Consider the following 19,234-nt stretch of genomic DNA (forward strand, 5'->3'; position numbering starts at 1 on the left):
GGCTGCCATGCGTGTCGCGATCATCGGCGGAGGCCCCGGCGGACTGTACGCCGCCGCCCTGCTGAAACGGCTCGACCCGCAGCGCGACATCACCGTGTGGGAACGCAACGCCCCCGACGACACCTTCGGCTTCGGAGTGGTCCTCTCCGACGAAACCCTCGGCGGCATCGAACACGCCGACCCCGTCGTCTACGAGGCCCTCCAGAAGCACTTCGTCCGCTGGGACGACATCCACATCGTCCACCGAAACAACCGCCAGACCTCCTCAGGACACGGTTTCGCCGCGCTCGGCAGGAAACGCCTCCTGGAGATACTGCACGACCGCTGCCGGGACCTGGGCGTCGAGCTGCGCTTTCGTTCGGAAGCCCCGTACCCCGACTGGCTGGCGCAGTCGTACGACCTGGTCATCGCCGCCGACGGAGTCAACAGCACCACCCGCGAGGCCTACGCCGATGTGTTCCGCCCGCAGGTGGCCACCCACCGCTGCCGCTACATCTGGCTCGCCGCGGACTTCGCCTTCGACGCCTTCCGCTTCGACATCGCCGAGACCGAGCACGGCGTAATGCAGCTGCACGGCTACCCGTACGCCCCCGACGCCTCCACCGTGATCGTGGAGATGCACGAGGACGTGTGGCGCGCCGCCGGTTTCGAGGAGCTCGACGAGACGGAGTCCGTCGAACGCTGCGCCAAGATCTTCGCGGAGGCGCTCCGCGGCCGCCCCCTCCGCTCCAACAAGTCGGTGTGGACCACCTTCCGCACGGTCGTCAACGAGCGCTGGTCCCACGGCAACGTGGTCCTGCTCGGCGACGCCGCCCACACCGCCCACTTCTCCATCGGCTCCGGCACCAAGCTGGCCGTCGAGGACGCCCTCGCACTCGCCGCCTGCCTGGAGGAACAGCCCACACCGGCCGAGGCGCTCGCGGCCTACGAGAAGGAACGCAAACCCGTCGTCGCCTCCACCCAGCGTGCGGCCCGCGCCAGCCTGGAGTGGTTCGAGAACCTGGGGCTGTACCTCGACCAGCCGCCCCGCCAGTTCGCCTTCAACCTGCTCACCCGCAGCCGCCGTGTCACCCACGACAACCTGCGGCTGCGCGACGCCCGCTTCACCGGAGCCGTGGAGCGCGAGTTCGGCTGCCCGCCCGGTACGCCGCCCATGTTCACCCCGTTCCGGCTGCGCGGTCTGACCCTGCGCAACCGGGTCGTCGTCTCGCCCATGGACATGTACTCGGCGGCCGACGGCGTCCCCGGCGACTTCCACCTCGTCCATCTGGGCGCACGGGCGCTCGGCGGCGCCGGCCTGGTGATGACCGAGATGGTGTGCGTCAGCGCGGAGGGCCGGATCACCCCCGGTTGCGCCGGCCTCTACACCGGACGGCAGGCCGAGTCCTGGAAGCGGATCACCGAGTTCGTGCACGCCCAGTCGCCGGGCACCGCGATCGGCGTGCAGCTCGGCCACTCCGGCCGCAAGGGCTCGACCAGGCTGATGTGGGAGGGCATGGACGAACCACTGCCCGACGGCAACTGGCCCCTGGTGGCCGCATCCCCGCTGCCGTACAAGCCGGGCAGCCAGACCCCGCGTGAGCTGACCCGCGCCCAACTCACCGATATCCGCGAGCAGTTCACCTCCGCCGCCTGGCGGGCCGCCCGCGCGGGCTTCGACCTCCTCGAACTCCACTGCGCCCACGGCTATCTGCTCTCCGGCTTCCTCTCCCCGCTCACCAACCGCCGCACCGACGCCTACGGCGGCTCGCTGGAGAAACGACTCCGCTTCCCGCTGGAGGTCTTCGACGCGGTACGGGGTGTGTGGCCCGAGGAGAAACCCATGACCGTCCGTATCTCGGCCACCGACTGGGCCGAGGGCGGTACGACCGCCGAGGACGCCGTCGAGATCGCCCGCGCCTTCGCCGCGCACGGCGTCGACGCCATCGACGTCTCGACCGGGCAGGTCGTGGCCGACGACCACCCGGAGTTCGGGCGCTCGTACCAGACGCCGTACGCCGACCGCATCCGCCACACCACCGGCCTCCCGGTGATCGCGGTCGGCGCGATCTCCTCCTGGGACGACGTCAACTCCCTGATCCTGGCCGGGCGTACGGACCTCTGCGCCCTCGCCCGCCCCCACCTCTACGACCCGCACTGGACCCTGCACGCGGCAGCCGAGCAGGGCTACGAAGGCCCCGGCGCCGTCTGGCCGGCCCCCTACCGGGCGGGCAGCCGCCGCCCCCGGACCGGCCGCACGGACGCCCCCAAGCCCCGTCTGACGCTGGAGACCTGAGGGCGCACCGGGGCGGGTGCACCGCCTCGAGGCCGGCCGCCCCTCATCACGTACGGCGCGACGACCGGGACCGGACTGAGCACGCCGTTGCGCGCGAGCACCGAAGTGGAGGACCCTCACTCGGCGCCCCTCGGGCCCTCTGACGTGCGCCGAGGAGACGGGCGTCGGTCGTCCTGCCCGCGCTCGGCGGCCCGGTGCGCCGGACGGTTGCTCGCCGAGCCCCGCGGCCCGCCTCGGCCGTGGTGGTCACACGCCCGCGAACCCGGCCCCCGCGTCCCTCAGCCGCGCATGCAGCTCCCGGAAGACCGCGGCCGAGCGGGCGCCGGGCCAGTCCTCGGGGAGGAGGCGGGCGGGCAGGCCGGGATCGGTGTAGGGGAGGTGGCGCCAGGAGTCGAGGGCGAGGAGGTAGTCGCGGTACGCCTCCTCGGGAGGGGTGTCCGCCCGGTGCTCCCACTCGTGCAGCACGGGCGCGTGCCGGTCGAGGAACGCCTCGTGCTCCTTGGCGATCGCGGCCAGGTCCCACCAGCGGGCCACCGCCTCCTCGGTCGCCGCGAACCCGAGGTGCTCGCCGCGGAACAGGTCGACGTACGGGTCGAGGTGCAGCCGTTCGAGGGTGTGCCGGGTCTCCTCGTACAGCCGGGCGGGAGCGATCCACACCCCGGGTGCCGCCGTGCCGAACCCCAGCCCCGCCAGCCGCGAGCGCAGCACATGCCGCTTCTGCCGCTCCGACTCCGGCACCGAGAACACGGCGAGCACCCAGCCCTCGTCCTCGGGCGGTGCGGTGGCGTAGATGCGCCGGTCGCCGTCGTCGAGCAACTGGCGGGCGCCCGGCGACAGTTCGTACCCGGCCGCGCCCTGCGCCGTACGGGCCGGCAGCAGCAGCCCACGGCGTTTGAGGCGGGAGACCGACGAGCGCACCGAGGGTGCGTCCACGCCGACCGCGGCCAGCAGCCGGATCAGTTCGGCGACGGGCACGGGGCCCGGCGCGAAGCGGCCGTACGCGCCGTAGAGCGTGACGATGAGAGACCGTGGTGCATGCTGGTCGGACACGTTGATCATCTTAGGTCTTCGGCATCAGTGCTGGTCACCTTCGGTGCGGAGTCTGAAGCGCTGCAGCTTGCCGGTCGCCGTGCGGGGCAGGGCGTCCAGGAAGACGATCTCGCGGGGACACTTGTACGGCGCCAGCTCGGACTTGACGAAGGCGCGCAGCGATTCGGCATCCCGCCCGGCGCCCTCGGTGAGGACGACGTACGCCACGACGACCTGCCCGCGCGCCTCGTCGGGCCGTCCCACGACGGCCGCCTCCACCACGTCCGGATGGCGCAGCAGGGCGTCCTCCACCTCTGGCCCGGCGATGTTGTACCCGGCCGAGATGATCATGTCGTCCGCGCGGGCGACATAGCGGAAGTAGCCGTCGCTCTCGCGGACGTATGTGTCACCGGTGACGTTCCAGCCGTCCCGCACATAGACACGCTGGCGCGGGTCGCTGAGGTAGCGGCAGCCGACGGGCCCGCGCACCGCGAGCAGCCCCGGCCGGCCGTCCGGCACGGGCCGTCCGCTCTCGTCCTGCACGCGCGCCTGCCAGCCGGGTACGGGCACGCCCGTCGTGCCGGGCCTGATCTGCTCGTCGGCCGCGGAGATGAAGATGTGCAGCAGCTCGGTGGCGCCGATGCCGTTGATGATCCGCAGCCCGGTCCGCTCGTGCCAGGCCTGCCAGGTGGCGGCGGGCAGGTTCTCGCCGGCCGAGACACAGCGGCGCAGGGACGAGGTGTCGTGGGCGTCGAGTTCGTCGAGCATCGCGCGGTAGGCCGTCGGCGCGGTGAACAGCACGGAGACCCGGTGCTCGGCGACCGCCGCCAACAGCTGCCGGGGATGGGCCTGTTCGAGCAGGAGCGCACTGGCGCCGGCCCGCATCGGGAAGACCACAAGCCCGCCGAGCCCGAAGGTGAAGCCGAGCGGGGGACTGCCCGCGAAGACGTCGTCCGCGCGGGTGTGCAGCACATGCTTGGCGAAGGTGTCGGCTATGGCGAGCACATCCCGGTGGAAGTGCATGCAGCCCTTGGGTCGGCCGGTCGTGCCCGAGGTGAACGCGATCAGCGCGACATCGTCGGCCGCGGTGGCGACGGTGGGATACGGGGTGCCGGGCGCCGGGCGGTGCAGCAGGTCGTCGGGGGCGTCGCCGCCGTATGTCGTGATCCGCAGGCCCGGTATCTCGGCCTTGGCGAGGTCGTCGACGGCCCGTATGTCGCACAGGGCGTGCCGGATCAGCGCCATGTCACAGATGACTTCCAGCTCGTGCGGCCGCTGCTGGGCCAGCACCGTGACCGCGACCCCGCCCGCCTTCAGCACCGCCAGCCAGCAGGCCACGAGCCAGGGAGTGGTCGGGCCGCGCAGCAGGACGCGGTTGCCGGGGAGGATGCCGAGGTCCCCCGTCAGGACATGGGCGATGCGGTCGACGCGGGCGCGCAGATCGCCGTACGTCCACGAAGGCCCGGCAGGGGTGTGGAAGACAGGGCGGCCCGGGGCGGCGTGGTCCAGCAGCTCGGCGGCGCAGTTCAGCCGATCGGGGTAGTGCAGCTCCGGCAGGTCGAACCGGAGTTCAGGCCACTCTTCGGGCGGCGGGAGGTGGTCGCGCGCGAAGGTGTCGACGTGGGCCGAGACGTTCATGGCGGTGCGCCCCCTTGCCGTTGTGGGCGTCCTGGTGGGCTCGTTCGAGCGTATCGTGTTGGTGACGACAGTCAACGGTGCGCGATATCGTCGAGGGGTCATGTCGAGAGAGGGGACCGCCAATGCCCGTATTCTCGCTCGATCCCGTACAAACCGCCTGGTGTGCCGAGCTGCGCGCCTTGGCCGCCGACCGGCTGCGCCCGCTCGTGGAGAAGGCGGAGAAGACCGAGCCGGGGCACGTCAACCGCCCCCTGGTCGCCGAACTCGGCCAACTCGGCCTCCTGGAGCGGCTGTTCACCTCGGGGGCCCTCGACCTCTGCCTGATGCGCGAGTCGCTCGCGTACGCCTGCACGGAGGCGGAGACGGCCCTTGCGCTGCAGGGGCTGGGCGCCCATCCGGTCCATGCGTACGGCACTGCGGCCCAGCGGGAGCGCTGGCTGCCCCGGGTGAGCGACGGGAGCGCGGTCGCCGCGTTCGCGCTGAGCGAGCCGGGGGCGGGATCGGACGCGGCGGCGCTGTCGCTGGCCGCCCTTCCCGACGGCCCCGGCCGCTGGCGGCTCACCGGTGAGAAGTGCTGGATCTCCAACGCCCCCGAGGCCGACTTCTACACCGTCTTCGCGCGCACCACCCCCGGCGCCGGCGCCCGCGGAGTGACCGCGTTCCTCGTACCCGCCGACCGTCCCGGCCTGACCGGCAGGGCCCTGGACATGCTCTCGCCGCACCCCATCGGCGCCCTCGACTTCGACGCCGTACCCGTCACGGCGGACGATGTGCTCGGCGAGGCCGACCGCGGGTTCCGGGTCGCCATGGGAACCCTCAATCTGTTCCGCCCCAGCGTCGGCGCGTTCGCGGTCGGCATGGCGCAGGCGGCGCTGGACGCGACCCTCGCCCACACCGCCGGACGGGACGCGTTCGGCGCCAAGTTGAAGGACCTGCAGACCGTCGCCCACCAGGTCGCCGAGATGGCGCTGCGCACCGAAGCGGCCCGCCTCATGGTGTACGCGGCGGCGACGGCGTACGACGAGAACGCCCCCGACGTCCCGAAGCGCGCGGCGATGGCGAAGCTGCTCGCCACCGAGACCGCGCAGTACGTCGTCGACCAGGCCGTCCAGCTGCACGGCGCCCGCGCCCTGCGCCGCGGCCACCTCCTGGAACACCTCTACCGCGAGGTGCGCGCCCCCCGCATCTACGAGGGCGCGAGCGAGGTCCAACGCGGCATCATCGCCAAGGAGTTGTACAAGGGACCGGACAACGGACCGGACAACGGACCGTCCGCCGACGGGGAGGCATCCGAGTGAGCACCGAGCGCGTCAACCCGCCCGATCTCTCCGCGCCCGCCGGCTTCTCCCACGCCGTCGTCGCCACCGGCACCCGCGTCGTCTTCCTGGCCGGGCAGACCGCGCTCGACGCGGACGGCAAGGTCACCGGCGACACCCTCCCCGCCCAGTTCGAGCGGGCCCTCACCAACCTCCTCACCGCCCTGCGCGCGGCGGGCGGCACCCCCGCGGACCTCGCCCGCGTCACGGTCTACGCCACCGATGTCGCCGCCTACCGCACCCACGCTCCCGAACTGGGGCGCCTGTGGCGGGAGTTGGCCGGCCGTGACTATCCGGCGATGGCGGTCGTGGAGGTCGTACGCCTGTGGGACGAGGAGGCGATGGTGGAGCTCGACGGGTTCGCGGTGCTGCCTTAGCCCGCACGAGTCCCGCTCGCCCATGTCTGCTCAGGCGGCGACGGCCAATCCCGCCGGTGCCCGGTGCGGTGCGACGGCCCGGCCGTCGGGCGTCAGCTCACCGCTGTCGTCGAACACGATCGCGCCGTCGCACAGGAGGCTCCAGCCCTGCTCGGGGTGGGCGGCGACCACGTGCACGGCGAGCTCGTCGAAGGAAGGGCACGAAGTCTGGTGGGAACACATGGCGCACCTCCACGTCGGTCGGGGCCGTCCGCCGGCCCCATGGGTAGACCATGCTCTCGTGCCGGACTCATCGGAACGGCCGGACGTGAAGCGTGACAACACGCGGACAACACCAGGACGGTTCCAGGACCCTCGGGGCGGACTCGCCACCGAGTGGGTGACGGTCACGGCCGGGAGCGTGCCCGGCGGGTACCAGTGGAAGCCCCACCCACTGGAGGTTCCCGATGTTCAAGCGACCCGCCCTGGCTCTCGCCGCCGGTGCCGCCCTGCTCCTGCTCACCGCTCCTGCCGTCTCGGCGACCGCGACCCCGTACAAGCCCGCGGAGCTGGAGGAGACGGTGACCGTCGACCCGACGGGCCATGTCTCCGCGGACGGCACCGTCACCCTCTCCGGCACCTACCGCTGCACGGGCAGCACGGGCGCGGCCTTCGTCAGCTCCTCCGTGAGCACCACGAAGACCTCCGCGGCCCACGGCACCTCGACCCTGATCCAGGGCATCGGCGGCACGATCGCCGTGTGCGACGGGGTGACACACCGCTGGGAGAACACCAGCAGACCGTCGCCGGCCATCGGCCCGGGCAAGGTCGGCGTCGAGGCCACGGTCGCGGAACTCCACTTCGAGGGGATCCTGCCGCTGCCCCGTATCCACGCCGACGAGCGGCACGAGGTCACCCTGATCAAGGACTGACCCGCCCGTGCGCGCCGCCGGACCCGCCCGGCGGCGCGCACGCGCCCGGCACTCCGCGGATGACCGGCGCAACGACGGGAGCCGCCGGCCGCGGGGGTGACGTCAGGCGGGATAGGCGTGCGTCTGGGCCGCCTTCACCGTCGCCCAGACCGTGGCACCGGGGTGCAGGTCGAGTTCCGCGGCGGCGACCGTGGTGAGGTCGGCGGCGAGGGGGAGTCCGCCGGTGAGGGCGGCGCGGATCTGGTCGCCGTGGGTCTCCAGGCCGGCCACCTCGCAGCGCCAGAGGTTGCGGGCGCTGGCGCCGGTGGGGCGGTCCCGGTAGAGGGTGACCGCGCCGGGCGGGAAGGCCACGAAGACGGGGCCGGTGAGGTCCTCCTCGGTCGTGATGGCGGGGCCGTCGTCGAGGCGGACCGTGTGGCCTTCGGCCTGCCCGCGGTAGAGATTCAGGCCGACCAGGTGGGCGATGTAGTCGGTGCGGGGGTGGCGGGCGATGTGCGCGGGGGTGCCCTCCTGGACGATGCGGCCATCCTCGATGACGACCAGGCGGTCGGCCAGGACCATGGCGTCCAGGGGATCGTGTGTGACCAGTACGGCGACGGCCTCGAAGCCGGCCAGGTGGTGGCGGAGTTGGGCCCGGACGTCCAGGCGGGTGCGCGCGTCGAGGGCGGCGAGCGGTTCGTCGAGCAGCAGGAGACGGGGGTTGGTGGCGAGGGCGCGGGCCAGCGCGACGCGCTGGGCCTGGCCGCCGGAGAGGCGGCGGGGCTTGGCGCCCGCGTGGTCGCCGAGGCCCATGCGCTCCAGCCACACGGCGGCCGCGGCACGGGATTCGGCCTTGGTGGCGCCGTGGCAGCGGGGACCGAAAGCCACGTTGTCGAGCGCGGTGAGATGGGGGAAGAGCAGGTAGTCCTGGAAGACGACGCCGACCGGCCGTGACTCGGGCGGCGTACGGTCCAGCTCCTCACCGTCCAGGCGCAGATGGCCGCCGGTGAGCGGGACGAGCCCGGCCAGGGCGCGCAGGGCGGTGGTCTTGCCGGCGCCGTTCGGGCCGAGGAGGGCGACCACGTCACCGGGCGCCGCGCTCAGCGTCACGTCGAGGCGGAAGGAGCCGCGCTCGACCAGCAGCCGGGCGTCGAGTCCCTCGCCGGTGAGGGCGGGAGCGCCCACGGCCGCCTTCTCGATGTCGGTCATGAGGCGGTCATCCAGCGGTCACGCAGCCCGGCCAGCACGGCGATCGATACGGCGAGCAGGACGAGGCTGAGGGCGATCGCCGCCTCCGGGTCGTTCTGGAGGGCGAGGTAGACGGCGAGGGGCATGGTCTGGGTACGGCCGGGGAAGTTGCCGGCGAAGGTGATCGTCGCACCGAACTCGCCGAGCGCGCGGGCCCAGGCCAGCACGGCGCCCGCGGCGACGCCGGGGGCGATGAGGGGCAGGGTGACCCGGCGGAACGCGGTGAAGCGGGAGGCGCCCAAGGTGGTGGCCGCCTCCTCGTAGCGCGGGTCGGCGGCGCGCAGGGTGCCCTCGACGCTGATGACGAGGAACGGCATCGCGACGAACGCCTCGGCGACCACCACCCCGGCCGTGGTGAACGGCAGGGTGACGCCGAACCAGGAGTCCAGCCACTTCCCGACGACCCCGTTGCGGCCCAGCGCCATCAGCAGCGCCACGCCGCCGACCACCGGCGGCAGCACGAGCGGCAGGGTGACCAGGGCCCGTACGACACCGCGTCCCGGGAACTCGACACGGGCCAGCAGCCAGGCCAGCGGCACCCCGACCACCAGGCTCACCGCGGTCGCCGCCGTCGCGCAGACCAGGGACAACTGGAGCGCCTGCCACACCTCGGTGCTGGTCAGCAGTCCGGGCATGCTCCGCCAGGGGGCCCGGATCAGCAGGGCGACCAGGGGCAGGACCAGGAACGCCAGGCCGATCAGCGCGGGTACCAGGAGAGGCAGCGGAGCACCGCCCCTGAGGGCGCGGCGACGCCGCGGGCCACCGGTCAGGGTGTCCGCGGCGCCGGCCTTGTCCCGGGAGGGAGAGCTCATGGCTTGAGGAACCCGGCCGCGGTCAGGACCTGCCGCCCCTCGGCGGACTGCACCAGAGCGATGAACGCCTTGGCCGCCGCGGCGTTGGGCGCGTCCTTGAGCAGGGTGATCGGGTAGTCGTTGATGGCGTCGGCGGACTCGGGGAACTCCACGCCCTGCACCTTGCCGCCCGCCGCCTTCACATCGGTCTTGTAGACCACCGCGGCGTCGGCCTCCTTCAACGCCACCTTGTTCAGGGCGGACTTGACGTCCTGCTCGTAGGAGACCGGGGTGAGCTTCAGCTTGCCGGCGTCCAGCGCCTTCTGGGCGGCGGCGCCGCAGGGCACCGTCTTGTCGCACAGCACGACCTTCAGCGAGGACTTGGTGAGGTCCTTGAGGGAGGCGACCTTGTCGGGGTTGCCCGGCAGGGTGGCGATCTCCAGCTGGTTGCGGACGAAGGTGGCGGGCGTGCCGACCGCGTCCTTCTTGTCCGTCACGATCTTCATCGTCCTGGGGCTCGCCGCGGCGAAGACATCGGCCGGGGCGCCGCCGGTGATCTGCGCGGCGAGGGTGTCGCTGCCGCCGAAGCTGAAGGTCACCTTGGTACCGGGGTGGGCCTTCTCGAACTCCTTGCCCAGCGTCGTGAAGCTCTCCTTCAGCGAGGCGGCGGCGAAGACGGTCACCGTGCCCGACAGTTTCGGCGAGGACGAGGCCGACGCGGAGGGGGCCGACTTCGTCGAGGAGTCGTCGGAGGACGAACAGGCGCTCAGGGCCAGCAGCGCGGCGGCGCTCACACCGGTCACCTGCAGCATCCGGCGGGTCCGACGCACGGAACGGGTCATCACGGGTCCACTCCCTTGAGGTCCTGACGGACTCGGCTACGTTCTTGCGAGCTTGTCCGCGGTCTCTCGACGACCACGTGGGCCGACTTGATCACGGCACCGCCGGAACACCGGGCTCCGGCTTCAGCTCCTCAGCCGACTCTCGGCTGACCATGGCCACCACCCGGTCCGGTAGGTGTGCATGCGCCGATGATACTGCCGCAGATGCAAGGCGAAAGTCTGCTGTCACTTCGCATGAGCCGGAGTTGCGATCTGCTGGCATGGCATGTGCGTTTGTACGGGAGGGTGGTCCGGCTACGGTCGTGCGGGAGGTGGTAGCCCGTGAGCCGGACTCTCGCAGCTGCCCGTACGGCCGCCGGACCCGCGGCGGAGCCCGTCCTCACCGGCGACCTGGACCGGCCGGCCCGGGCGGCGGTGCCCGATCTGCCGGCGGCGCGGTCGACGATCTCGGCCCAGGAGAGCAGGGCGTGGTGGCCGTCGGTGCCGTGCACGACGAGAGGAAGCGGAGGCGGTCCTTGCGGCGGGCGGGGTCGACGACCGGCGCCCGGCCCCAGCACCGCGCCGAGGCCGCCTTCGAGTGCGCCCGGCTCGTCCTGCCCCAGACCGCTGCGGCGCCCGCTGCATCAGCGGTATCGACGCGATACGCGTGGACCACAACGTCAGTCGGCGGCCCACCTGGCCATCCACGCCTCGTTCTGGGCGGAGATCACCAATTCGCAGCGATCGACGAAGCCGTCGTCGTCCCGCGTTTCGCCAGGCTCGGTCAGAGCTTCCCGGCGGGCGAGCATGCCTTCCAGCTCGGCCGCGGTGCGCGAGAACTCCAGTTCCTGGTAGACGTAGCGGGCCGCGGCAGCATGTGCGGTGACGGTCGCCGTGACGGTGGTGACGGTCGCCACCCAGACGGCGGCGCTGTCCGTGCCGAAGACGGAGCCCGCTGCGCCCAGGACGGCTGCGAGGCCGGCGAGTGCCACTTCGCAGCGCCGCACGATGGCACAACGACGACTCATGAGGGCGGCGCGCGGCCGGTAGTAGCCATTGATCTGCTCGACGAGGCGTACCGCCACGTAGGAGTCCACATCCACGACGTCCGGCAGCGAACGCTGCTTGGGGGCCAGTCCTCTGCTGCGGTATGCCAGGTCACCCGCGTCGGCCACCACGCGCTCGGCCCGGTCCAGCAGTTGGCGCGCTGCGTCCGGCCCGCGATAGTCGCCGACTCCTGCCAGGCAGATGAAGACCTCACTCTTGAGTGCCTCACTCACCGAGCGCAACCGGGTCCAGTCCCGCAGCGCGGATGCTCCGGAGCGGCTGGCAGCCAGGGGCACAAGCCCGGCGCAGACGGCGGCGATCAGGGTCAACGACCGGCCCAGCGTCGACTGCCAGCCCATGACCTGCGCCCCGAGGGTGGAAAGTGACGCGGCCGCGATGCCCAGCACCAGGCCGACGGCTCGCGCCCTCCCCAGCTGCTGCTTCGCGTCGTTGGCGGCCTGCGACCACACGCTCTGCCAGTCCCAGACACGGCGAGCGGCCAGGTCCGTTGATTCCCCCATGCGGATGATTGTGCCAGCCTGACGTGACGACGTGTGGGACGCGGGTGCAGGGAGCGGGGGAAGATGCCGGAAGACCAAGGGCCGCCGCCCGAACGGCAGTTGAGTACGCCGGGTGAACCGAGTGCACCGAGGGAACCGACCGCATCGAGCGGTCCGAGTACGCCGTCCGACCGCAGACGGCCTCCCCGGCCCCGAGCAGAGTTCCGCCAGTCGCCGTTGAAGGGGTTGTCACTACAGATCCTCGGCACTCTCATGATGAGTGTCGCGATGGTCTGCGGGGCGAAGTCCTACCGTGCCCTGCACGAGTGGAATGCCGGCCAGAGCTGGGTGGCCACAGCCGTGGAACTGGGCCTGATGATCCTGATGTTGTCCGGGGGGCGGCGGGCCATTCGCGAGGGAGGCCGGCACCGGGCCGAGGTGGTCCAGTCCTTCGACAGCCTTCCGCAGGGCCGGCCCGTCGTCCTGCTCCTGCGGTCCTTTGCCGACGACGAGGGCCTTGCGTCGATCCAGAAAGGCTCGATGAGGGCCGGGCCGTGGGGAGCGGTCACCGATACCGAGGAGGAGCAACTGCGCCAGGCCGTCGAACCCTTCGGCGCCATGGTGGCCCTGGGCCGGCCGAGCGACCGGCTGCCGCAGGTCGGTGCGGGACGCCACTACTCCTCCGATCTGGAGTGGCAGAGCCAGGTCCTCGCGGCACTGGACCGAGCGGTTCTCGTCCTTCTGGTCTGCGGCCCGGGACGCAGCCTCAGATGGGAGGTGGAGCAGGTCGTGGCGCGCTGCCCTCCGGAGCGGCTGGTGCTTGTCGGCGTGCGCGACGCCGCGCAGTACGAATCCTTCAGAAGCGCCTTGCAGGACATCTTTCCCAAGGGTCTGCCTCCCGCCTCGGAAGGCGACGCGAGCCGGAAGGACCAATGGGACGGGCCGGCCTTTGTGCGGGAGACGGTCTGGTTCGACGCCGACTGGACACCGCACATCACCCCACTGGGCAGTGACGACGATCCCGAATTCGACGCAGGACGGCTCATCAGCCCCAACGCATGGGTGAAGTCGGCCTTCCCCCTGGCGATCCGGCCCGTGTACCAGCGGGCCGGCCTCAACCCGCCGGGTCTGCCCTCGACCCGTCTGCCCCGCCCTTGGCCGGTCAGGACAGCGGTGCCGCTGCTCACGTTCGCCTGGGCTGCGGCGCTCGTCACGATCTCGCCCCCTTCGGGCAGCCAGATCCTGGCGCTCCTCTGCTTCCTGGGCCTTCCGATTGCCGGGATGCTGTGGGGCTCATGGCGCGGCGCGAAGATCGCCGTCATCCTGCTGACGTTCTTCTCCGCCGGACTGCCCCTGGTGTTCACGCTGGTGGGCGGTTTCGCGAAGCTCGTCCTCCACGCGTCGGAGCCCATCGTCCACACCTCTCTGCTCGTCCCCGTCGGGGCCGTGATGGTCATCGGAGCCCTTCTGCTTCATCACCGTGACGCACGCATGTGGAGAGCCTCGCTGGCCTACCGGACTGCGCCGTCGAGGCCACGCACCTAGGCCGCACTCTCTCAGTACCCCTGGCACCGCGGCGGTGCCCCGGCCGCCTCCCCCGGATCACCGGCGGCTCCAGCCGATGCAGCAGCACCTACGTCCCGTGCCTGACGGCCGGCTCGGCGGCCGAGCCTGAATGGTCCTCGTGCCGGCGCGTCAGCACGATCAGCTCAATGTGCACACACGCCAAGTGCGCTGCCCATGTGGCATGTTGGGTGACGCGAGGACTCACTGTTGCCCGATGGAGATCGGAGACCGAAGTGGCGCGGGGGGCGCAGAGCGGCGTTGGGAAACGGCCGGTGCGGGCGCGGGTTCGGGAGTTCTGTCGGAGCAGAAGAGTGGCGTGGGCAGCCGCCTGTGCGGTGACGTGGTCCGTCTTTTACCCGTTCCTCGGACCTGTCGTCTCCCTGATGGCGCTCGTCGTACCCGGCCTCGTGTTCAGCCCGGTCCTTGCCAACTGTGGCCTTGTGCTGCGCAACCGCGGGGTGAAGCGTCTTACGGTGGACTGGTCCTGGAGACGGCTTGCCGCTCCGGAGGCCTGGCTGCCGCCGGTTCAGTTGGCCGTTGTGGCCGCGCTCGGCAGCCATAGGGTCCAGCACCTGGGACCCGTGTCCCCATGGATCTACACCGTCCTCGACGTGCTGCTGGCGCTGAGCTGGCACGCTGCCGCCGGCGTTCGGGTGGGCGGGGAGACCGAGCACCGGAGGGTCCCGGCCCCGGAGCGGGGCATGGCGCTGAGCGCCCTTGCGGGTGCCGTCGGCATGGGCGTTGCCGCGTGGGCCATTCGCCTTCTCGTGCTGCCGATCACTTACGGCGAGGCCACTCCCGGCCCGAGGTGGCGCTCGGTGACCTGGGTCTACGCCTGGCTGGACGAGCAGATCGGCAGCAGCCTGTTCGGACCGTCCTTCGAACAGCCTTACTGGCCGCTGCTGCTTGCCGGAGCCGGCCTCGTCTCCGGGCTCGTCGCCGCGGCCGCGCGGCAGGCCGCCGACCGTGCCGGGGCCGTACGCAACCCTTTCGCCCGTGCAAACGACGGCACCGGAGGCAAGGTCTTTCTCAGCTACTCGCGCAGCGACACCGACTTCGCCCGGGCCATGACCGATGCTCTTCACGGCCGGGTGAGAGAAGTATGGGTGGACTGGCAGGCGATCAAGCCCTCCGAGAGATGGCGCAAGTCGATATCCGACGGCATCCGCGAATCCGACGCGCTGATCGTGCTGATCAGCCCCAAGTCCCTGGCGTCTCCGTACTGTTGGGATGAGTGCCGCCAGGCGATCGAGGGACGTAAACGGATCCTCCCCGTGATCATCGACGCGGAGTTGGCGTCGGGTGCCGGAGCGGCGCTGCGGGAAGCGGGTTGGGAGGAACTGACCGCCTTTCAGCGCCTCGACATGTCCGATCCGGACCGCTTCGACGAGGGCGTGCACCACATCGCGGCCTTCACCGCCCAGGAGCACCGGTGGGTTAACGGTCACACCCGGCTCGGGTTGCAGGCCCACGAATGGCGGGAGAGCGGCAGAAGTGACGGTTTCCTGCTCCGGGAAGACGAGCTGGGTGCGGCCGAGTGGTTGCGTGACAACGTACCGACCTCTCCCGGTTTCATGGCCCAACTCACCGATGAAGAGCAGGAGTTCATCGACAGCAGCCGTAGCGCCAGAAGGCGGCGACGGATCCGTTTCCGGACCGGCGCCGTCGCGGTCCTGCTCGCGATCGTGAGCCTGTCCTCCCTGGTGGTGGTCGCCCAGTCCGGGGCGCAGGCCGACCGCCGTGAGTCCCTTTCCCGCTTGCTCGCCACCGCCTCCCAGAGCCAGTCGGGAGGCCGCCTGGACATCTCGTCGCTGCTTGCCGCGGCGGCGTACGGCGAGTCCGACACGGCGGAGGCGCGCAGCGCGATGGCCGAACGGCTCATGCGGTTCAACCAGGTCGCGAAGGTTCTGCCGGGCAAGGACACGAAGGGAGCGGGCTGGCCCGTGTTCAGCGCGGACGGCTCGACGCTGGCCGTGGGACGCGAGGACGGGACGACTCAGATATGGGACGTCAAAGGGTGGCGGTTACGCGGTACGTTTCATGGCCGGCTGCCCAAGAAGGGGCAGCGCGGCCTCACTCCGGACGGTCGCGTGGTCGCGCTGCTGGCCGGGACGCAGATCACGGTGACCGACACGATCGCCAGGCGCACGGTGGCCTCCTTCGACCTGAAGGAAGACGGCCCGCCATTCGACTGGAGTGGCGGGCTGAGTCCCGACGGCCGGATCCTTGTGGCATCGACCGACTACCAGCGGGCTTGGACGTGGAGCGTCCCGACCCGGCGGCTCCTGGCCCGGGATGATTCCGGCTGCCGCTTCAGCTGGTTGAGTCCCTCGGGCAAGTGGATGTGGTGTCTGTCCGATGAGCGGGGTTCGCTCCACGACGTCCTCACGGCGTCCTCGGCATCGGATGTCCACGTCAGTGTGAAAACCGGCCTTGGACAGCTCCTCGGCTGGACCGCTTCCGACGAGCCGGTCGTCGACACCGGTAACGGTCCTCCGGAGATCCTGCCTGCGGGAGGCAAGGGCACACCGTGGGTGCCGGAGCAGGGCATGAGGATCCGGAGCGTGTCCGAAGACGGCCGCCGCGCCTTGCTGTCGGACACCGACGGCCGCCGGTTCGACGTGTGGGACCTCCAGTCCCGTAGAAAGCTGGGGGACGTCGAACCCGCCCAGCTCGAGAGCGTCAGCGGTCCGGACAGCGATGAGCAGGTCGCCGCACTGACCGGGATCACTGCGACCCACGGGATGTGGTTGAGCACCGGTGGAGAACGAGGCACCGGTGTGTGGGACCTCTCCTACCCCGACCCCGGTCATCCCTACGTCGCCTTCAGCCCGGACGGTCGCGCCGCGGTCTCCGTCACCGAGACAGGGGTCGTCGCCTGGGATCGCGTGGCCGCCGGACGCCTGGTCTCCAAGATCCCCCTCAGGGGTGGTGACGACAAAGCTCGTCCTTCGTCCACCGTCAGCCCCGACGGAGGCACGCTCGCCGGGGTGAGCGGACGCACGGTGCAGCTCTTCGACACCCGCACCGGAACGCTTCAGGGGACCATCCGGCTCAGGGGGGCCGGCAACGGGATCACCTACAGCAGGGACGGCACCCGGCTCGCGGTGAGCGAGACGGTCACTCTGCCGCCGGCCATGAGCGGGAAGAGGGTCCTGACCACGATCGTCGAGGTCTTCGCTCTGCCGGGGCGGAACCGGGTCGCTCTGATCAAGAGTGTCGGTCCGAACGGTACGCCACAGAAAACCACCGGCCTGTCCCTCTCACCGGACGGCCGGCTGCTGTACCTGGCGGTCTCGCAGGACCACATCATCTATGCGTGGGACACCACTGCCGGCCACATCGTCCGAAGCTACAGCCTCGGCTCCGTGGACGCGGCTGCGCTGAGCCCCGACGGTCACTGGCTGGCGGCAGTGGACGACCAAGGGGTGCTGCACGAGTGGAACACCACGACTGGCCGCTCCGTCCTGTCCTACCAGGGAGCTGCCCACACGGTCGCCTTCAGCCAGGACGGGCGGACACTCGTCGCCGCCTCCGAATCCGGGCAGTCCTTGGTGATCTTCGATGCCGAAACGCATCAGAAACTGGCGGTGGACGTCAGTGTCGGAGCCACCATCCGTGCGGTGCGGCTCTCCGACGCCAACGGAGTAGCCGTCATCACCCTCGACTCCGACGGTGGTGCGGTAGTGCTGTGGGACCTCCTCCACCACGCCAGGACCGGACCGGTCCTGGCCCGACTGGGCACCGGAGCCGTCGCGGAGATGACCGCGGACGGGAGACGGACGGTGGGGCTGGCTCCGGGGACGATCGTCTCCGCGCTGGTCGACCCTCAGGCGTGGCACAGCAGTCTCTGCTCCGTGGTCGGTCGCCCGCTGCTCAGGCAGGAGTGGAGCAGGTTCGTTTCCAACCAGCGCTACACCCCTGCGTGTTGAACGCCGGTGAGTGACCCGCCGCAACTACGTCCACTCCTACGTGTGGAAGCCCGCTCTGGCCGAGGCGGGTGTGATCGCCCCGCTGGGCGAGGGCAGCACCGACGGTGTGCTCGCGTGGGGGACCGTCCCGGGAGCACGGCATTCATGCGTCAAATGTCCCGGAAGATCTCGATCTGCGCCCCCACCGAATTGAGCCGCTCCGCGAGATCCTCGTAACCCCGGTTGATGACGTAGACGTTCCGCAGCACGGACGTGCCGTCGGCCGCCATCATCGCCAGCAGGACGACCACCGCGGGCCGCAGCGCGGGCGGGCACATCATCTCGGCGGCGCGCCAGCGGGTCGGGCCCTCGACCAGCACCCGGTGCGGGTCGAGGAGCTGGAGGCGGCCGCCGAGGCGGTTGAGGTCCGTCAGGTAGATCGCGCGGTTGTCGTAGACCCAGTCGTGGATCAGCGTCTTGCCCTGCGCGACGGCGGCGATGGCCGCGAAGAACGGGACGTTGTCGATGTTCAGACCCGGGAACGGCATCGGGTGGATCTTGTCGATCGGGGCCTCCAGCTTGGAGGGCCGCACGGTGAGGTCCACCAGCCGGGTACGGCCGTTGTCCGCGAAGTACTCGGGCGTACGGTCGTGGTCCAGCCCCATCTCCTCCAGGACGGCCAGCTCGATCTCCAGGAACTCGATCGGCACGCGACGCACCGTCAGCTCCGACTCCGTCACCACCGCGGCGGCCAGCAGGCTCATCGCCTCGACCGGGTCCTCGGAGGGGGAGTAGTCGACGTCGACGTCGATCTGCGGAACGCCGTGCACGGTGAGGGTCGTCGTCCCGATGCCCTCGACCTTGACGCCCAGCGCCTCCAGGAAGAAGCACAGGTCCTGGACCATGTAGTTGGAGGACGCGTTGCGGATGACGCTGACGCCGTCGTGGCGGGCGGCGGCCAGCAGCGCGTTCTCGGTGACGGTGTCCCCGCGCTCGGTCAGCACGATCGGCCGGTCGGGCCGCACCGTCCGGTCCACCAGCGCGTGGTACTGCCCCTCGGTGGCGGTGATGTCGAGGCCGAAGCGGCGCAGCGCGATCATGTGCGGCTCGATGGTCCGCGTGCCGAGGTCGCAACCGCCCGCGTACGGGAGCTTGAAGTGGTCCATGCGGTGCAGCAGCGGGCCGAAGAACATGATGATGGACCGCGTCCGTACGGCGGCGTCGGCGTCGATCGCCGCCATGTCCAGCTCGGCGGGCGGCACGATCTCCAGGTCCACGCCGTCGTTGATCCAGCGCGTGCGCACACCGATGGAGCCCAGCACCTCCAGGAGCCGGTACACCTCCTCGATCCGCGCCACCCGGCGCAGCACCGTGCGGCCCTTGTTGAGCAGGGAGGCGCAGAGCAGTGCGACACAGGCGTTCTTGCTCGTCTTGACGTCGATGGCGCCGGACAGCCGGCGGCCGCCGACCACCCGCAGATGCATCGGCCCCGCATAGCCCAGGGAGACGATTTCGCTCTCCAGGGCTTCACCGATTCGAGCGATCATCTCAAGGCTGATGTTCTGATTGCCGCGCTCGATGCGGTTGACGGCACTCTGGCTGGTGCCGAGCGCCTCCGCGAGCTGGGCCTGTGTCCAGCCGCGATGTTGCCGGGCGTCACGGATGAGCTTGCCGATGCGTACGAGGTAGTCGTCTGCCATGAGGTTGAGGCTATCTCAGATATGAGATGAGGCACGTGAAGGGGGTCCATTCGGGTGACGGACCGTCAACGTCGCCTCATGGGGGGCCGGTGGGTGAGCGCCTCCCTTCGGGTCGGACGGACTTC

At 70.9% G+C, this 19,234-nt stretch carries 14 protein-coding genes; 6 read left to right on the top strand and 8 right to left on the bottom strand.

What is annotated here, in order from left to right; genetic code table 11:
- The first annotated feature begins 7 nt into the window (after window positions 1-7).
- Complete coding sequence (locus tag ACWC1K_RS06300) at window positions 8-2,275, top strand: bifunctional salicylyl-CoA 5-hydroxylase/oxidoreductase (protein ID WP_450829092.1); 2,268 nt, start codon at window positions 8-10, stop codon at window positions 2,273-2,275.
- Between the two features lie 246 nt (window positions 2,276-2,521).
- Here the strand turns inward: ACWC1K_RS06300 and ACWC1K_RS06305 are convergent, their stop codons facing one another.
- Together ACWC1K_RS06305 and ACWC1K_RS06310 are read right to left on the bottom strand one after the other, a co-directional pair.
- The gene (locus ACWC1K_RS06305; RefSeq protein WP_450829093.1) at window positions 2,522-3,334 is read right to left on the bottom strand and encodes a PaaX family transcriptional regulator; all 813 of its coding nucleotides are present in this window, start codon (window positions 3,332-3,334) and stop codon (window positions 2,522-2,524) included.
- A gap of 15 nt (window positions 3,335-3,349) precedes the next feature.
- Window positions 3,350-4,942 (bottom strand): AMP-binding protein, encoded by a 1,593-nt coding sequence (locus ACWC1K_RS06310; RefSeq protein ID WP_450829094.1) that lies wholly within the window; start codon window positions 4,940-4,942, stop codon window positions 3,350-3,352.
- Between the two features lie 122 nt (window positions 4,943-5,064).
- Here ACWC1K_RS06310 and ACWC1K_RS06315 point away from each other — a divergent pair, with 122 nt between their 5' ends.
- Both ACWC1K_RS06315 and ACWC1K_RS06320 read left to right on the top strand, forming a co-directional pair.
- Complete coding sequence (locus tag ACWC1K_RS06315) at window positions 5,065-6,240, top strand: acyl-CoA dehydrogenase family protein (protein ID WP_450829095.1); 1,176 nt, start codon at window positions 5,065-5,067, stop codon at window positions 6,238-6,240.
- Window positions 6,237-6,635 carry a RidA family protein gene (locus ACWC1K_RS06320; protein WP_450829096.1) on the top strand — a complete coding sequence of 133 codons (399 nt, stop codon included), beginning with the start codon at window positions 6,237-6,239 and terminating at the stop codon, window positions 6,633-6,635. Before ACWC1K_RS06315 ends, ACWC1K_RS06320 begins: the two co-directional genes overlap by 4 nt.
- Window positions 6,636-6,665: 30 nt before the next feature.
- Here the strand turns inward: ACWC1K_RS06320 and ACWC1K_RS06325 are convergent, their stop codons facing one another.
- Window positions 6,666-6,857 (bottom strand): DUF5999 family protein, encoded by a 192-nt coding sequence (locus ACWC1K_RS06325; RefSeq protein ID WP_450829097.1) that lies wholly within the window; start codon window positions 6,855-6,857, stop codon window positions 6,666-6,668.
- A 224-nt stretch (window positions 6,858-7,081) separates the two neighbouring features.
- Between ACWC1K_RS06325 and ACWC1K_RS06330 the strand changes: the two genes are divergently transcribed.
- On the top strand, window positions 7,082-7,546 hold the full coding sequence (locus ACWC1K_RS06330; protein WP_450829098.1) for a DUF6299 family protein: 465 nt from the start codon (window positions 7,082-7,084) through the stop codon (window positions 7,544-7,546).
- Between the two features lie 102 nt (window positions 7,547-7,648).
- Here ACWC1K_RS06330 and ACWC1K_RS06335 read toward each other — a convergent pair whose 3' ends face one another.
- From ACWC1K_RS06335 to ACWC1K_RS06350, 4 genes are all read right to left on the bottom strand, one after another.
- Complete coding sequence (locus ACWC1K_RS06335; RefSeq protein WP_450829099.1) at window positions 7,649-8,734, bottom strand: ABC transporter ATP-binding protein; 1,086 nt, start codon at window positions 8,732-8,734, stop codon at window positions 7,649-7,651.
- A complete protein-coding gene (modB, locus tag ACWC1K_RS06340; protein WP_450829100.1) occupies window positions 8,731-9,585 on the bottom strand; it encodes a molybdate ABC transporter permease subunit in 855 nt (284 codons plus the stop codon). Before modB ends, ACWC1K_RS06335 begins: the two co-directional genes overlap by 4 nt.
- Window positions 9,582-10,406: a molybdate ABC transporter substrate-binding protein gene (gene modA / locus ACWC1K_RS06345; RefSeq protein WP_450829101.1), complete on the bottom strand. Its 825-nt coding sequence runs from the start codon at window positions 10,404-10,406 to the stop codon at window positions 9,582-9,584. The genes modB and modA overlap by 4 nt, the downstream gene beginning before the upstream one ends.
- Before the next feature lie 659 nt (window positions 10,407-11,065).
- Window positions 11,066-11,953 carry a DUF4231 domain-containing protein gene (locus tag ACWC1K_RS06350; protein WP_450829102.1) on the bottom strand — a complete coding sequence of 296 codons (888 nt, stop codon included), beginning with the start codon at window positions 11,951-11,953 and terminating at the stop codon, window positions 11,066-11,068.
- Window positions 11,954-12,205: 252 nt separating this feature from the next.
- Between ACWC1K_RS06350 and ACWC1K_RS06355 the strand changes: the two genes are divergently transcribed.
- Entirely contained in the window at window positions 12,206-13,477 is a 1,272-nt protein-coding gene (locus tag ACWC1K_RS06355) for a hypothetical protein (RefSeq protein ID WP_450829103.1), read from the top strand.
- Window positions 13,478-13,644: 167 nt separating this feature from the next.
- Entirely contained in the window at window positions 13,645-17,430 is a 3,786-nt protein-coding gene (locus ACWC1K_RS06360; protein WP_450829104.1) for a TIR domain-containing protein, read from the top strand.
- Window positions 17,431-17,579: 149 nt separating this feature from the next.
- Here the strand turns inward: ACWC1K_RS06360 and ACWC1K_RS06365 are convergent, their stop codons facing one another.
- The gene (locus ACWC1K_RS06365) at window positions 17,580-19,109 is read right to left on the bottom strand and encodes a helix-turn-helix domain-containing protein (protein WP_389080248.1); all 1,530 of its coding nucleotides are present in this window, start codon (window positions 19,107-19,109) and stop codon (window positions 17,580-17,582) included.
- Between the last annotated feature and the right edge of the window lie 125 nt (window positions 19,110-19,234).

This window comes from Streptomyces sp. NPDC001492 (assembly GCF_053597275.1).

What these genes read in the sequence shown, in the direction of transcription:
- ACWC1K_RS06325 (WP_450829097.1), bottom strand. Translation starts at nt 6,857, where the DNA reads ATGTGTTCCCACCAGACTTCGTGCCCTTCCTTCGACGAGCTCGCCGTG.
- ACWC1K_RS06330 (WP_450829098.1), top strand. Translation starts at nt 7,082, where the DNA reads ATGTTCAAGCGACCCGCCCTGGCTCTCGCCGCCGGTGCCGCCCTGCTC.
- ACWC1K_RS06310 (WP_450829094.1), bottom strand. Translation starts at nt 4,942, where the DNA reads ATGAACGTCTCGGCCCACGTCGACACCTTCGCGCGCGACCACCTCCCG.
- ACWC1K_RS06315 (WP_450829095.1), top strand. Translation starts at nt 5,065, where the DNA reads ATGCCCGTATTCTCGCTCGATCCCGTACAAACCGCCTGGTGTGCCGAG.
- ACWC1K_RS06360 (WP_450829104.1), top strand. Translation starts at nt 13,645, where the DNA reads ATGTGCACACACGCCAAGTGCGCTGCCCATGTGGCATGTTGGGTGACG.
- ACWC1K_RS06305 (WP_450829093.1), bottom strand. Translation starts at nt 3,334, where the DNA reads ATGATCAACGTGTCCGACCAGCATGCACCACGGTCTCTCATCGTCACG.
- ACWC1K_RS06355 (WP_450829103.1), top strand. Translation starts at nt 12,206, where the DNA reads ATGATGAGTGTCGCGATGGTCTGCGGGGCGAAGTCCTACCGTGCCCTG.
- ACWC1K_RS06335 (WP_450829099.1), bottom strand. Translation starts at nt 8,734, where the DNA reads ATGACCGACATCGAGAAGGCGGCCGTGGGCGCTCCCGCCCTCACCGGC.
- ACWC1K_RS06365 (WP_389080248.1), bottom strand. Translation starts at nt 19,109, where the DNA reads ATGGCAGACGACTACCTCGTACGCATCGGCAAGCTCATCCGTGACGCC.
- modA (WP_450829101.1), bottom strand. Translation starts at nt 10,406, where the DNA reads ATGACCCGTTCCGTGCGTCGGACCCGCCGGATGCTGCAGGTGACCGGT.
- ACWC1K_RS06350 (WP_450829102.1), bottom strand. Translation starts at nt 11,953, where the DNA reads ATGGGGGAATCAACGGACCTGGCCGCTCGCCGTGTCTGGGACTGGCAG.
- modB (WP_450829100.1), bottom strand. Translation starts at nt 9,585, where the DNA reads ATGAGCTCTCCCTCCCGGGACAAGGCCGGCGCCGCGGACACCCTGACC.
- ACWC1K_RS06300 (WP_450829092.1), top strand. Translation starts at nt 8, where the DNA reads ATGCGTGTCGCGATCATCGGCGGAGGCCCCGGCGGACTGTACGCCGCC.